We start from the raw sequence: 14,733 nt of genomic DNA, 5'->3' as shown, positions 1-14,733 counted from the left end.
GCGCTCATCCGGGGCGCCCGTCCGCACGCGGTGCCAGGTAGATCCGGCCGATGCGCGTGACCCACGGCGCCAGCGCCAGCAGCCAGCCGAAGGCGGCCGCGGCCTGCCACGCCAGCGCGTCGGGCGCGATGTCGGCGACGATGCGCATCACCGCCACCACCTGAAGCAGGCCGAACGCGAACCATGCCACCTTCGGCATCACCAGCGGCCGCCCGGAGTGGCCCTGGGTCACCCGCGTCACCATCGCCACCAGCAGGCTGCCGAAGAAGCCGATGAACAGCGCATGCATCGGTGCGCGGCCGAGGATGAAATCGCCGCTCGCCAGGTACGTCACGCTCTGCACCAGGTACAGCGCGAAGGTCACCGGCAGCCATGCGGTGCCGACGAACAGCACCGCCAGCAGGCCGGGCATGCGCCGCCGCGGCCACCAGCGCCAAACCGCCCAGCCGGTCAGCAGCAGCAGCGGCGCATCGGCCAGCCACAGCCAGGCATAGCCGTGCACCAGCTCCAGCCCGAGGTGCACCAGCAGCAGCGCCCATACCGCACCCAGCCACGGCAGCGGCCGCCACGGCTGATAGCCCGGCACGATGTTGCTGGCGAAGAACGGGAACATGCGGTGCGCCACGGTCACGTACACCGGCAACAGCAGGCCCATGCCGCCGATCTTGATGCTGGCGAAGGCCCAGGCGGGCGAGGCGCCGAGCACGAAGGCGATGAACATCGCCAGCCCCAGCCAGCCCAGCACCAGCCCGGCGAAGCATGAGCGTGCGTGCCAGGTGCGGCCCTTCTCGTCGGCCAGCAGGCGGCCCAGGGTGAACAGCGCCGAGGTCCAGCCGGCCAGCGCCATCCACAGGCCCACGGTCAGCCCCGCCTGCCATCCCGCCGCGCCGAGCAGGATGGCCAGCTGCCCGCCCATCAGGCCCAGGCCTACCGGCACATAGCGCCAGCGTTCCAGCTCGCGCAGGCCCATCCAGCGCGGGAACACGGTCAGCAGGAAGCCGAAGATGAAGCTGGGCAGCACCAGGTACTGCATCACGAAGGCATGCAGCCAGCCGGCGGGTATCGCCATCTCGGGCATCGTCCAGCCGCCCCAGCGCGCCGCCGCCAGCCACAATGCCCACCACGCCATCGCCAGCAGGACGTTGCCGGCGCCGACGAAGAACATCAGCCGGTGCGGTGCATGGCCGAGCCAGGCGGGAGACAGGCGGGGCGGCGGCGGGGCGTGGTTTTCCATGGGCGCAGCTTGCTACCGGGGGGCGGATGGTGCCTTGACGTGGGTCAGGTTTGGGGGTGGTCGCGGGCCGGGAGGCGGCTGTCGTTGCCGTTGCCGGGGGAGGCCCGGCTTCTGCTCCTGGCGTTGACTTCCGCGCCCTTCCGCAGCGACGGAGCCGAAAGTCGAAAGCGAAAAGCGAAAAGCGAAAAGCGAAAAGCGGAAAGCGGAAAGCGGAAAGCGGAAAGGAAGGATCACGGCGGCAACGACAGACTTCCGGATCGCCGTGCACAAAAAGGAAGAGCCGCTTGCGCGGCTCTTCCCCGGTTACATCACGTGGTGCGTCGGCTCAGGCCTGGTCGGCCTCGCCCACCGGCAGTGCCGCCGCCTTGCGCGGCGCCACCCACAGGCGGAACACGAACCAGGCCAGCGCCAGCGCGCCGACGCTGAACAGCGTATCGGCCGGGACGCGCATCCACACCAGCATGTCCACGATCGGCTGCTGCATGAACTCGGCCGAGCGCGCATACCAGTAGCCGTGCTTGAGCGCGGCGCTGAGCTGCAGGATGCCCAGCGGCAGCAGCGTGAACGCGGCCATGCCGGCCAGGCCCAGGTTCAGTGCCCAGAAGCTGGCCTTGAGCAGCTTCTCGTTCCACACCACGTCCGGCTTGAGCCCACGCAGGCAGAACAGCATCAGGCCGATGCCGAGCATGCCGTACACGCCGAACAGCGCGGTGTGGCCGTGGGTCGGGGTCAGGTTCAGGCCCTGCATGTAGTACAGCGACAGCGGCGGGTTGATCAGGAAGCCGAACAGGCCGGCACCGACCAGGTTCCAGAACGAGACCGCGATGAAGAACAGGATCGGCCACTTGTACTTGGCCATCCACGGCGTGGCCTTGCCCATGCGGTAGTTGTGGTACGCCTCGAAGCCCACGTAGGCCAGCGGCACCACTTCCAGCGCGCTGAAGCTGGCGCCCAGCGCGATCACCGCGGTCGGTGTGCCGGTGAAGTACAGGTGGTGCAGGGTGCCGAGCACGCCGCCGGCCATGAACACGATGGTGGCGAACAGCACGGCCACGGTGGCCGACTTCACCTGCAGCATGCCCAGGCGGGTGAACAGGAAGGCGATGACCGCCACCGCGAAGACCTCGAAGAAGCCTTCCACCCACAGGTGCACCACCCACCAGCGCCAGTACTCGACCATCGACAGGTGCGTATGCTCGCCCCACATCAGGCCGGCCGCATAGAACAGGCCGATGGCGACCACCGACAGGAACAGCAGGCTGACGATCGACCTGGACTCGCCGCCGTTCCTGATCGCCGGCCACAGCGCACGGCCGACCAGGGTCAGCCACAGCACCAGGCCGATGAACAGGAACCACTGCCAGAAGCGGCCCAGGTCCACGTATTCCCAGCCCTGGTGGCCGAACCAGAAGTTGTGCTTCAGGCCCAGCTTCTGCATGACCGCGAACCACTGCCCGGCGAACGAGCCGACCACGATCACGATCAGGCAGATCCACAGGAAGTTCACCCCCAGCCGCTGGAACTTCGGCTCGTGGCCGGAGATGGCCGGTGCGATGTACAGGCCCATGCCCAGCCACGCGGTGGCGATCCACAACACCGCCAGCTGCGTGTGCCAGGTGCGGGTGAGCGAGTACGGCAGCACATCGGCGATGGCGAAGCCGTAGGCCTGCTGGCCTTCGACCTGGTAGTGCGCGGTGATGGCGCCGAGCAGGATCTGGGTGAGGAACAGTGCGATCACCACCCAGAAATACTTGGCGGTGGCGCGCATCGACGGGGTTACCTTGATCGCGGCCAGCGGGTCGGTCTTCGGCAGCACCGGGGCCATTTCATCGCCGTGGTTGACCGCGTAGTGCCAGCCGAGCAGGGCGATGCCGGCGATCAGGAACAGCACGCTGAACACCGTCCAGATGAAGGCGCTCGGCGGCGCGGTGTTGCCGACCAGGCTGTCGGCCGGCCAGTTGGCGGTGTAGGTGATATCCGAGCCGGGACGTTCGGTCACCGACGCCCATGCCGCCCACCAGTAGAAGGCGGTCAGCTGGCGGCGATGCCCGGCGTCGGACACCGTGTCGTTGCGCATGGCATAGGCTTCGCGCAGCTCGCCGGTGGCCGGATCGGCCGAGAACAGGCTCTCGTAGTGCGCTGCCACCGTGGCGATCGCCGCGGCGCGGTCGTTGTCGACGATGATCGCGCCGTCCACGGCGTCGTAGGTGTTGGGCCGCAGCAGGGTCTGCACGCGCTTGGCGTAGGCGGCCTGGGTGGCGGCGTCGAGCTGCTTGTAGCTCTCGGCGCCGGCCTCGCGCCGGGCCCAGATGTCCAGCACGGCCTCGGCTTCGCGGTGCAGCCAGTCCGCGCCCCAGTCCGGGGCGACGTAGCCGCCGTGGCCCCAGATCGAGCCCAGCTGCTGGCCACCGATCGATTGCCAGACCTGGCGGCCGGTCTCGATGTCCTTGCGGGTGAAGATGACCCGGCCGTCCTCGGTCACGACCTTTTCGGGCAGAGGGGGCGCCTGGCGATGGACCTCGCTGCCGACCCATAGCAGGACGGCGAACGAGGCGATGAGCAGGGCCGCCAACCCTACCCATAGCTTGCGTGTGGAATTCATGTTGCGGCTCTCCTGAGGATACCGGCGCATCATCGGCGTGGCCGCCAGGGGGCTCCATGACGCAGGTCAAGCACCGCGGCGATTGCATCGGGGCGCCCCGGACAGGGCTTCATGCGGGTGCCGTGAGCGCGCATTTCCCGGCGTGTTTCCGGCGTCCCGCGGCGTCCCGCGACGGCGCATCGAGCCGGGCAGCGCAGCCGCCGAAGGGCGACGTGGAGCACGCGTCCGGGTGACGCGGGGTGTACGCCGTGCACGCGCCGCGCGACCCGCGCAGGGAGCCGGCGCACGCAGCCCGACCGTTCGCGTGCGGGTCCGTGCCTGTCCGTGTCCAATGCACTCCGCACGCGTACGGACACGTCTTTCGAAACCGTATGGCGGATCAGGGTGATCCGTCACCTGCCCAATGATGGAATTCCTGATCCTGCTTCTGCTGTCGTCCGGGCTGTACAGGCAAACCCACGCCGCCGCGATGACCGCTCACGCGAACAGGGGATTTGGTGCTGTCGGCTGGAACGGAATGCCTGTTCCTTCGCGTGCACGGGGAGCCGCCGGGCGCGCGATGCCCCCGTTCGCAGCACAATGCGGGGTCACGCGCGACTCCGCAGCCACGGTACGACGTGCCGCCAGCCGCCAGCCGCCAGCCGCCAGCCGCCAGCCGCCACCTACTACGGGTGCCGACGGCGAGGCAGAGCGGCACGCGGCAGTTGCCTGGTGGCACCCGCCCGCTCACCGCGGCGAAGCCGCGCGTCTGCGCCTTCCGGTTCGTTGTTGTTGCATGGAAGAGCGGCGTGCATCGTCCCGCGCTGTCTTCGGGTTCATTGCTCCGGCACCGGCACCGGCACCTGCGCGGCGCGGCGCAAGCAGGCCCGCGCGGCGAATGCCGGGCAGGATCACCGTTGTCGCACCCGCGATGGCGTAGACAGGCGAGCGCCCGCGCGGCGGCGGGCTCCGGGGAGCGGGGTTTTACTGAAACGCGCCGCCAGCGGACTCAGTCGCGCAGGACCGTCAGCGCCATTGCCTCCAGGCGCGGCAGGTCGAGGATCTCCACGTCGCGCTGCTTGATGTGCAGCAGCCCTTCCTGCTCGAAGCGGCGCAGCACCCGGCTCACCGTCTCCGGCGCCTGCCGCAGGTAGTTGGCGATATCGGTGCGGGCCATGGTCAGCTGGAACCGGCGCGGCGAGAAGCCGCGCGCGGCCAGGCGCCGCGACAGGCCGATCAGGAACGCCGCCATGCGCTCGTCGGCGCTGTTGTCGCGCGCGAACAGCGACGCCACGCCGATGTCGCGGCTCATCAGCTTGAACAGGTGCTGCTGCAGGTTGGGCAGGCGCGTGGCCAGCAGGGCGATGCGCGGGAACGAGAAGCGGCACAGCATCACCGTATCCAGCGCTACCGCGTTGCACGGGTAGCGGTCGCCGTGGATCGCATTCAGGCCGATCACCTCGCCCGGCAGGTGGAAACCCAGTACCTGCTCGTGGCCATTGCGGTCGGTCTGGTAGGTCTTGACCGTGCCGGCGCGGACCGCGGCGATCGCGCTGAACGAGTCGCCCTCGCGGAACACGTGCTCGCCGGCACGCAGCGGACCGACGTGTTCGACCAGCACGTGCAGGTCGGCCAGCGCGCCCTTGTCCATGCCTTCGGACAGGCATGCCTGCGAAAACGCGCAGGTGGAACAGAACGTCAGGGCGTCGCCGTCGTCGGCGACGATGCGCGCATCGGTGCGCGGGAAGACCAGCGGGGAACTCATTCGGGCACTCCCGTCGGGGTTACACCGTACGCGAGAAGCACGGTGTCGCTGCGGCGGCGGTGGGCAGGTGGCGGTCGAAGCACATGGCGATGATACGCAACAGCAGCCGTCCCCGCGAGGTGGCCGCCAGACCGTCGGCGGAAAGCTCCACCAGCCCGTCCTCCTGCAGTGCCTGCAGGCGCTCCAGCGCCGTGGCGAAGTAAGTTGGGAAGTCGATCACATGCCGCTGCTCGATGTCGCGGAAATCCAGGGTGCCATGGCACATCAGGCGCTGGATCACATCGGCGCGGATCACGTCGTCCTCCTCCAGGCGCAGGCCGCGCCATACCGGCAGGTGGCCGCGGTCGATGGCCTGCTCCCAGCTGCCGAGGTCGCGCGGGTTCTGGCTGAAGCTGGGGCCGATATGGCTGATGGCGCTAACGCCCAGGCCGATCAGGTCGCTCTCGGCGTGGGTGGTGTAGCCCATGAAGTTGCGGTGCAGGCTGCCGTTGCGCTGGGCCACGGCCAGGCTGTCGTCGGGCAGGGCGAAGTGGTCCATGCCGATGTAGACGTAGCCGGCCTGGCCGAGCTTGTCGATCGCGCACTGCAGCAGCGCGAGCTTGGCTTCCGGCGCGGGCAGTTCGCTGGCGTCGATGCGCTGCTGCGGGCGGAACATCGACGGCAGGTGCGCATAGCCGTAGATCGCCAGCCGCTCCGGGCGCGCCTGCAGGGTGATGTCCAGGGTGCGCGAGAAGCCTTCCAGGGTCTGCCGTGGCAGGCCGTAGATCAGGTCCACGTTGACCGAGCGCAGGCCATGCTGGCGGCAGGCGTCGATGATCGCCAGGGTCTGCTCCACGCTCTGGATGCGGTTGACCGCGCGCTGCACCTCGGGGTCGAAGTCCTGCACGCCGAGGCTGGCGCGGTTGAAGCCGGCCGCGGCCAGTTCGCCGATCTGCCCGGGGCTGATGAAGCGCGGGTCCAGCTCGATGGAGCAGTCCAGGCGCGCGGCCGGGGCGAAGGAGAAATGCCGGCGCAGCACGTCCATGGCCTCGGCGATCTGCGCCGGGGTGAGGAAGTTGGGGGTGCCGCCACCGAAGTGGACCTGCTCGACGTCGCGGTCGCGGTCGAACAGCGCGGACATCATCGCCATCTCGCGGTACAGCCGGGTCAGGTAGGCGGCGCCGCGCGCGGTGTCGCGGGTGATGATGCGGTTGCAGCCGCAATAGAAGCAGGGGCTGGCGCAGAACGGGATGTGCAGGTACAGCGACAGGGGGCGCGGGATCGGGTCGCCGTTGCTGGTTGCCGCCATCTCGACAAGGTCGGCCTCCTGGAACCCGGGGGTGAACTGCGGGGCGGTCGGATAGGAGGTATAGCGCGGCCCAGGTGCGTCGTAGCGCCGCAGCAGCTCGGGGTCGAACAGGGGGGACGGAGTGGCCATTGCGGCAGCCTAGCAGGCGCCGTCGGCTTGTCCTTGACGTGCGTCAACCGTCGCCCTGCGCCTTGCCTGGAGTGGGTTGCGGTGCCCGGGCCCGCCGCGTGCACGGGGCTGCCAAGCGGGGGTGTTTGCCCGGCGTGAGGAAGCGCGCTGCTGCGTTGCCGCGGGCGGCTGTAACCTGCGCTCGCTAGACTGCACCGCTTTGCTCCGGAGGAATCATGGCCACTCATCGTCCCGTTTCGCTGATCGGCGTGCCCACCGACGTCGGTGCCGGCCACCGCGGCGCGCGCCTGGGACCGGAGGCGCTGCGCATCGCCGGCCTGCCCGAGGCGCTGGCCGGCCGTGGCGTGGACGTGCGCGACATCGGCAACCTGCAGGGGCCGCGCAACCCGTGGACCGGGCCGGTGGACGGCTACCGGCACCTGGATGAAGTGGTCGCGTGGAACCATGCGCTGATGGAGGCGACCCTGGTCGAGCTGGGCGATGGCCGCCTGCCGATCATGCTGGGCGGCGACCACTGCCTGGGCATCGGCTCGATCACCGCGGTGGCGCGCTGGTGCCGCGAGCAGGGCAAGCAGCTGCGGGTGCTGTGGCTGGACGCACATTCGGATTTCAACACCTCCGAAGTCACCCCTTCGGGCAACATCCACGGCATGCCGGTGGCGTGCCTGTGCGGGCTCGGCCCGGACGCGCTGACCCGGCTCGGCGGCGACGCGCCGGCGATCTCGCCGCAGCAGGTGCGGCAGATCGGCATCCGCTCGGTGGACCAGGACGAGAAGCGCCTGATCAAGCAGCACCAGGTGGATGTGTACGACATGCGCTACATCGACGAGAGCGGCATGAAGCGGGCCATGGAGGCCGCGCTCGAAGGCATCGACGCCAATACCCACCTGCACGTCAGTTTCGACGTGGACTTCCTCGACCCGAGCATCGCCCCGGGCGTGGGCACCACGGTGCCGGGCGGGGTCAACTACCGCGAGGCGCAGCTGGTGATGGAGATGATCGCCGACACCGGGCTGATGGGCTCGCTGGACATCGTCGAGCTCAATCCGCTGCTGGATCGCCGCAACCGCACCGCCAAGCTGGCGGTGGACCTGGTCGAAAGCCTGTTCGGCAAATCCACCCTGATGCGCGATTGACGGCCGCAGCACGTCGCTGAACCTGCGCCGGCGGCGTTCACGCCCGCTGCACGTGAATGCCGCCAGATTCCTCTCCACACGCGGCCTCGCCACCCGGCGGCCGCCAGTCGAGCAGAGGAGAAACCTGATGAAGCGAGTACTGATGCTGGCCCTGCTGGGGGTGTTTTCGGCGGGGATGCTCAGCGCCTGCAACACCGTGGCCGGCGCCGGCAAGGACATGCAGAAGGCCGGCGAGAAGGTCGAACACAAGGCCCACGACTGCAGCGACGGCAAGTGTTGATCCCCGCCGCGGCCCGCCGCGGGCCGCGCCATTGAAGCGCCATCCAAGAGCCACACAGGAGATAGACATGAAGCGCACGGTTGCCCTGATGATGCTGTCGTTGTTCTCGATCGCGGTGCTGTCCGGCTGCAACACCGTCGCCGGTGCCGGCAAGGACGTGCAGAAGGCCGGCGAGAAGGTGGAGGACGCAGCCAAGCGCTGATGCGCGGCGACTGGCAGACGCGGAAGAGGCCGGCGAGATGCCGGCCTTTTTCGTTGTCGCGACCGGTGCAAGCTGAAGCGCCGTTCAAGAACGTCGTCGCCTGCACACAAATCGTCGATGTCCTGCCAACATCCGCACCGGCATGCTGTTCGTGCGGCGGAGCTGCCGCCATTCCCCCGAAAGGAGACACGCATGAACAAAGACATCATTTCCGGCAAGTGGAGCCAGCTCAAGGGCAAGGCGCAGGCCAAGTGGGGCGACCTGACCGACGACGATTTCAAGGTGGCCGAAGGCAATGCGCAGTACCTCGCCGGGCGCCTGCAGGAGCGCTATGGCTGGGCTAAGGATCGCGCCGAGAAGGAAGTGCGCGATTTCCAGGACGCGCTGCACCGGGATCATCCGGACTGGCACTGAGCCAGCAGGCTCCCTCCCCCTGTGCTGTATCCGGACGGGCCGCATCATGCGGCCCGTCTGGTGTCTGCGCCATCAGCGCCAACGCGGCGGCGGATCGGGTACGAAGCCGCCCGGGAACGCGCGCGGCGCGGGGTCGCTGCGCTGGCCCGGCATGATGCCCATCGCCGCCAGGCGCGAACGGGTGTCGTAGCGGATCCGGCTGACCTGTACCGGCGCGCGGCTGGCGCGCTCGAAGCCGGTGGCGCGGCTGGCCGATGCCTCGCGCCCGCCATGGCCGGTGCCCAGTTGCTGGCGCTCGGCGCCCGCGGCCCGCGCTGCCGATGCGTCCATCGCGCGGTCGGCGCCTGCCTCCTGCGCGCGCAGTGGCGCCGGCCGCGGCGCCAGTGCCTGGGCGATCGACAGCGGCCGCGCCTCGCCGAACACGGCGATGCCGACCACGCCCACGTTGGCCGGGCGGCCGGTGCGGCTGGCATAGCTGTCGCCCGGGTCGGTGAACACGAACTGCGCCACCTCCGCGGACGACTTGCGCCAGCCGGTGATGTCGCTCTCCTGCCAAGGTTCGAGCACGTAGCCGGCCTGGTCCGGCGCCGCGGTCTGGCCGCTGATGGCGTTGATCCCGTCCACCGACAGCACCACCAGCACGCGCTCGCCACTGAGATTGCGCAGGCGCACGGCATAGCGGTGGCCCGGGGTGCCGGCGACCCACTGCTGGCCGCGATGCAGGTACGGCGTGGCTTCATCGCCGCTGTCGCGGTCGACCAGCGACAACGCCACCGGCGTGGGCGGAACGGGCGGCGCCGGGCGGAAGCCGCACAGGGCCGGGAGGGTCAGCAGGCAGGCGAGGAGGCGGTACATGGCGGGCTCCGTGGCGGGGGACGGGGCCATGAACGGATGGATGCGGGCGGCGGGGTTGGCGCGCGGCGGTTACACTGGGCCGGTTAATCCGTCCGTCACGTCTGCGTTCATGACTACCCGCGTCCTTACCGGCATCACCCCCTCCGGCACTCCCCACCTGGGCAACTACGTCGGCGCCATCCGCCCGGCCGTCGCGGCCAGCCGCGCGCCCGGGATCGAGAGCTTCTTCTTCCTGGCCGACCTGCACAGCCTGATCAAGTCGCAGGAGCCCGGGCGCACCCAGCGCTCGACCCTGGAGATCGCCGCCAGCTGGCTTGCCTGCGGCCTGGACCCGGACACGGTGTGGTTCTACCGGCAGAGCGACATCCCGGAAACCACCGAGCTGATGTGGTTCCTGACCGTGGTCGCCGGCAAGGGCATCCTCAACCGCGCCCACGCCTACAAGGCGGCGGTGGACAAGAACCGCGAGGAACAGCTGGACGACGATGCCGGCATCACCGCCGGGCTGTTCATGTACCCGGTGCTGATGGCCGCCGACATCCTGATCTTCAATGCCGACAAGGTGCCGGTCGGCCGCGACCAGATCCAGCACATCGAGATGGCGCGCGATTTCGCCCAGCGCTTCAACCACATCTACGGCAAGGAGTATTTCACCCTGCCGGAAGTGATCATCGACGAGCAGGTGGCGACCCTGGCCGGCCTGGACGGCCGCAAGATGAGCAAGAGCTACCACAACACCATCCCGCTGTTCGCCCCGCGCGAGGAGCTGAAGAAGCTGGTGTTCTCCATCGTCACCGACTCGCGCGCGCCCGGCGAGCCGAAGGACACCGAGGGCTCGGCGCTGTTCCAGATGTACCAGGCCTTCGCGACCGCGGAGCAGACCGCCGCGTTCGCCGCGGCGTTTGCCGCCGGCATCGGCTGGGGCGATGCCAAGCAGCAGCTGTTCGAGCGCATCGACAGCGAGCTGGCGCCGCTGCGCGAGCGCTACAACGCGCTGATGGCCGAGCCGGAGAAGATCGAGGCGATCCTGCGCAGGCGCGGGCAGCAGCTGCGCGAGCAGTTCGCCATCCCGCTGCTGAAGGAGCTGCGCCACGCCGTGGGCCTGCGCGACCTGTCCAGCGCCGGCGACGCGCCGAAGGCCGTGGCCGCGGCCAAGGCCGCGCTGCCGCTGTTCAAGCAGTACCGCGAGAAGGATGGCCGTTTCTACTTCAAGCTGCTCGACGGCGAGGGCACGCTGCTGGTGCAGAGCGAAGGCTTCGATTCGCCGCGCGACGCCGGCCAGTTGATCGCCGTGCTCAAGCAGGCCGAGCAGGGCGACGCGCTGCAGAGCGGGTTGTTCCGCCTGGAGGCCGATGTCGACGCGGTGCTGGCGGCATTGCGCCAGCTGCGCGAAGCGGACTGATACGGCGCAGCTGCGCTGTCTGCCACGGCGCGCGCCATGCCGGTGCGCGCCCAACATGGAGCTGACGATGGCCTGGTTGTCGTTGTTGCTGTTCCTGCCCTGGTTCGCGGTGGTGGCCGCGCTGTACTGGTGGTTCCCGCGGCAACCGCGGCACCGCGCGCGCACCGTGTACGACGCCGCGATGCTGCTGCTGGCGCTGCTGGTCAGCATCGGCTTCATGCATTGGGGGTACCGCATCGGCGCGGCCGAGGTCGACGCGGACAGCCTGTGGCGGCAGATCCTGGCGGTGCTCTACGCCTATGGCGGATTCCTGGCGATGATGGTGCTGGCGCTGCTGCTGCGGCCGCGCGTGCTGTACCGCGCCTGACATGACGTGGCCGCGGGCGCGACGACGGTCGCGATCCGCGGGTTCCGGCGCGACGAAAGCCGTATTGCCGTGCAGGCCATGCCGGTGACAGCATCGGGTGTGCATCCCGGGAGCCAGCGCATGCGTGCCGAACACGATATCCATGTCATCGACACCGCCTTCCAGCGCGATCATTTCGATGCCGCCTACCTGTTGGTCGGCAATGGTCGCGGGGCCTTCATCGACTGCGGTACCAGCCACGCGCTGCCGCGCCTGCTGGGCGCCATCGCCGATGCCGGGCTCGGCGTGGACGCCATCGACTGGGTGATCCTGACCCACGTCCACCTGGACCACGCCGGCGGCGCCGGTGCGCTGATGCGGCAACTGCCCAACGCACGGCTGCTGGTCCACCCGCGCGGCGCGCCGCACATGATCGACCCGGCACGGCTGGTGGCCGGCGCCACCGCGGTCTATGGCGAGCAGGAAATGGCGCGCAGCTACGGGCAGATCGTGCCGGTGGCGGCCGCGCGCGTGGTGGTGGCCGCCGATGGCCACCGCCTTTCCCTGGGCGGGCGCGAGCTGTCATGCATCGATACGCCGGGTCATGCCCGCCACCACCTGTGCGTCTGGGACGCGGCCAGCTGCAGCTGGTTCACCGGCGATACGTTCGGTCTGTCCTACCGCGAGCTGGACAGCGCCCGCGGGGCGTTCATCATTCCCACCACCTCGCCGGTGCAGTTCGAGCCCGATGCCCTGCATGCCTCGATCGAGCGGCTGATGGCACGGGCCCCGCAGGCGATGTACCTGACCCATTATGGCCGCGTGCAGGACGCCACGCGGCTGGCGGCCGACCTGCACGTGCAGATCGACGCGATGACCGCCATCGCCCGTGCCTGCGATGGTCGCGGCGACCGCCACGATGCGCTGGTGGCGGCGCTGGGCGCGCTGTACCTGGAGCGCGCCCGCGCGCATGGCTGCCGGCTCGACGACGCCGGCGTGCTGCGCGTGCTCGACATGGACATCGAGCTCAACGCACAGGGGCTGGCGTGCTGGCTGGACCGCGGGCGCAGCCCGGCACGCGGCGAGGGCGGGCAGGCGGCGCCTTCGATGACGCCGGGCCCCGGGGTGGGCGGCGCGTGAACCGCAGCGCACGCCTGCGCGCCACGCTGTGCTGCTGCGGGTAAAATCGCGGCTTTCCCCGTTGTTGGTACCGCCGTGAACCCGATGCGCATGCTGTTGTTGTCGTCCTGCCTGTTCGTCGGCGGCATCGCCAGTGCGGCCAACGACCTGCCTGGCGGCGGCATCGATCCGGAGGCGCTGTCGCGGCACGTGCGGGTGCTGGCGTCGGACGAATTCGAGGGCCGCGCGCCGGCCACCGCCGGCGAGCAGCGCACCGTCGACTACCTGGTCGAGCAGTTCCGCAAGGCCGGGCTGCAGCCCGGCGGCAAGGACGGCAGCTGGGTGCAGGAAGTGCCGCTGGTGCGCGCGCAGGTGGACGGCGAGGTCGAGGCCTGGCTGCAGCTGGGCACGCAGCGCACGCGGCTGGTCAACGGGCAGGACGTGACCCTGCAGAGCCTGAGTCCGCAGGACGTGGTCGACAGGCAGGACCTGCCGCTGGTGTTCGTCGGCTACGGCATCCACGCGCCGGAACGGCACTGGGACGACTACAAGGACGTGGACCTGGCCGGAAAGATCGCCGTGGTGCTGATCAACGACGCCGACTTCGAGGCCGACGCGCCCGGCGCGTTCGACGGCAAGGCGGTGACCTACTACGGCCGCTGGACCTACAAGTTCGAGGAAGCCGCGCGGCGCGGCGCCGATGGCGTGCTGATCGTGCACGAGACCGCGCCGGCCGCCTACCCGTGGGCGACGGTGAAGGCCTCCGGCACCTCGCCGCTGTTCGACATCCAGCGCAGCGAGGCCGACGCGCGCGCGCTGCACACCCCGCTGCGCGGCTGGATGCAGCGTACGCTGGCCGAGCGGATCTTCGCCGCCGCCGGGCTGGATTTCGAGACGGAGAAGCGCAAGGCGATGCGCGCGGACTTCCGCCCGGTGCCGCTGGGCGATGCCCGCCTGTCGGCCAGTTTCTGGATCAAGCGCGAGCCGGTGGTGACCCGCAACGTGGTGGCGAAGCTGGAAGGGGCCGCGCACCCGGACGAGTCGGTGATCTTCTCCGCGCACTGGGATGCGTTCGGCATCGGCCAGCCCGACGCCAACGGCGAGCGCGTGCGCCACGGCGCCATCGACAACGCCACCGGCGTGGCTTCGGTGCTGGAACTGGCGCGGGTGTTCGCCGCCGGCCCGCGCCCGCAGCGCACGCTGTACTTCATCGCCCTGACCGCCGAGGAGAAGGGACTGCTGGGCGCCAGCTATTACGCCGAGCACCCGCTGGCGCCGCTGGAGACCACGGCCGCGGTGCTGAACATCGAGATGTTCAGTCCCGATGGCGAGACCGCCGATATCGCCACCTGGGGCAAGGGCCGCGTTTCGCTGGAAGCGGACGTGGACCGCGTCGCCCGCGCACGTGGCCGCCGCTGGTCGCCGGACCCGAACCTGGAGGCGGGCTTCTTCTACCGCGCCGACCACTTCGCCTTCGCCCGCAAGGGCGTGCCGGCGATCACCCTCGGCGCCGGCCTGGACAAGCGCGACGGCGGCATCGCCGCCGGCCGCGCGCTGCGCGATGCCTATTTCGCCCGCTGCTACCACCAGGCCTGCGATGCGTGGTCGCCGCAGTGGGATGCGCGCGGCCTGGCCGCCGACACGCTGCTGGTCTACGACCTGGGCCTGGAGCTGGCCAACAGCCGGTACTGGCCGGCCTGGGACACGGGCGCGGAGTTCGAGGCCGCGCGCGAGGCGAGCGACACCGCCAGGCGTTGACCGCAGGCACGCCCGGCGCGTGCCATCGCGTGCTTCGCGGTTCCGTCCGCGAGGCGGAACGCGCGGTCGGCCGGCATGCACCGCGCATGCGTGCGGGCGGGGCGGTTGCGTCTCGATCCGCAGGCCGGCATGCCGCCGGGCGGCGTTGCCGGTGGAGCGTGGCAACGTGCAGTGCCGCGGCGCGGCCGTGCGCGGGTACGGGTGCGGAGGCGGAAATGCGCATG

General features: G+C 69.9%; 13 protein-coding genes. 8 read left to right on the top strand and 5 right to left on the bottom strand.

The window, feature by feature from the left end:
• Window positions 1–4: 4 nt before the first annotated feature.
• From F0P95_RS01925 to hemN, 4 genes are all read right to left on the bottom strand, one after another.
• A complete protein-coding gene (locus F0P95_RS01925; RefSeq protein WP_182335481.1) occupies window positions 5–1,234 on the bottom strand; it encodes an NnrS family protein in 1,230 nt (409 codons plus the stop codon).
• Between the two features lie 325 nt (window positions 1,235–1,559).
• Window positions 1,560–3,836, bottom strand: a complete 2,277-nt coding sequence (locus F0P95_RS01920) for a nitric-oxide reductase large subunit (protein WP_182335480.1) — start codon at window positions 3,834–3,836, stop codon at window positions 1,560–1,562.
• A gap of 988 nt (window positions 3,837–4,824) precedes the next feature.
• Complete coding sequence (locus F0P95_RS01915) at window positions 4,825–5,580, bottom strand: helix-turn-helix domain-containing protein (protein ID WP_056932454.1); 756 nt, start codon at window positions 5,578–5,580, stop codon at window positions 4,825–4,827.
• A gap of 19 nt (window positions 5,581–5,599) precedes the next feature.
• Window positions 5,600–6,997, bottom strand: a complete 1,398-nt coding sequence (gene hemN / locus F0P95_RS01910) for an oxygen-independent coproporphyrinogen III oxidase (RefSeq protein ID WP_182335479.1) — start codon at window positions 6,995–6,997, stop codon at window positions 5,600–5,602.
• Window positions 6,998–7,212: 215 nt separating this feature from the next.
• Between hemN and rocF the strand changes: the two genes are divergently transcribed.
• From rocF to F0P95_RS01890, 4 genes are all read left to right on the top strand, one after another.
• Complete coding sequence (gene rocF / locus F0P95_RS01905) at window positions 7,213–8,133, top strand: arginase (protein ID WP_182335478.1); 921 nt, start codon at window positions 7,213–7,215, stop codon at window positions 8,131–8,133.
• 127 nt (window positions 8,134–8,260) lie between these two features.
• Entirely contained in the window at window positions 8,261–8,413 is a 153-nt protein-coding gene (locus F0P95_RS01900; RefSeq protein WP_182335477.1) for an entericidin A/B family lipoprotein, read from the top strand.
• A gap of 67 nt (window positions 8,414–8,480) precedes the next feature.
• Window positions 8,481–8,615, top strand: coding sequence for an entericidin A/B family lipoprotein (locus F0P95_RS01895; protein WP_056932450.1), 135 nt, complete (start codon window positions 8,481–8,483; stop codon window positions 8,613–8,615).
• 192 nt (window positions 8,616–8,807) lie between these two features.
• Window positions 8,808–9,029 carry a CsbD family protein gene (locus tag F0P95_RS01890; RefSeq protein ID WP_182335476.1) on the top strand — a complete coding sequence of 74 codons (222 nt, stop codon included), beginning with the start codon at window positions 8,808–8,810 and terminating at the stop codon, window positions 9,027–9,029.
• A gap of 72 nt (window positions 9,030–9,101) precedes the next feature.
• Here F0P95_RS01890 and F0P95_RS01885 read toward each other — a convergent pair whose 3' ends face one another.
• On the bottom strand, window positions 9,102–9,884 hold the full coding sequence (locus F0P95_RS01885; RefSeq protein ID WP_182335475.1) for a hypothetical protein: 783 nt from the start codon (window positions 9,882–9,884) through the stop codon (window positions 9,102–9,104).
• Between the two features lie 109 nt (window positions 9,885–9,993).
• Here F0P95_RS01885 and F0P95_RS01880 point away from each other — a divergent pair, with 109 nt between their 5' ends.
• The 4 genes from F0P95_RS01880 to F0P95_RS01865 all read left to right on the top strand — a co-directional run bounded on the left by F0P95_RS01880 (window position 9,994) and on the right by F0P95_RS01865 (window position 14,509).
• Window positions 9,994–11,286, top strand: coding sequence for a tryptophan--tRNA ligase (locus F0P95_RS01880; RefSeq protein ID WP_182335474.1), 1,293 nt, complete (start codon window positions 9,994–9,996; stop codon window positions 11,284–11,286).
• 67 nt (window positions 11,287–11,353) lie between these two features.
• Entirely contained in the window at window positions 11,354–11,653 is a 300-nt protein-coding gene (locus tag F0P95_RS01875) for a hypothetical protein (RefSeq protein WP_182335473.1), read from the top strand.
• 120 nt (window positions 11,654–11,773) lie between these two features.
• Window positions 11,774–12,772, top strand: coding sequence for an MBL fold metallo-hydrolase (locus F0P95_RS01870; protein WP_182335472.1), 999 nt, complete (start codon window positions 11,774–11,776; stop codon window positions 12,770–12,772).
• A gap of 84 nt (window positions 12,773–12,856) precedes the next feature.
• A complete protein-coding gene (locus F0P95_RS01865; RefSeq protein ID WP_182336681.1) occupies window positions 12,857–14,509 on the top strand; it encodes a M28 family metallopeptidase in 1,653 nt (550 codons plus the stop codon).
• Window positions 14,510–14,733 lie beyond the last annotated feature (224 nt).

Source organism: Stenotrophomonas acidaminiphila, assembly GCF_014109845.1.
GTDB classification, from domain to species: domain Bacteria; phylum Pseudomonadota; class Gammaproteobacteria; order Xanthomonadales; family Xanthomonadaceae; genus Stenotrophomonas; species Stenotrophomonas acidaminiphila.
This window is presented reverse-complemented; position numbering and strand designations above follow the sequence as displayed.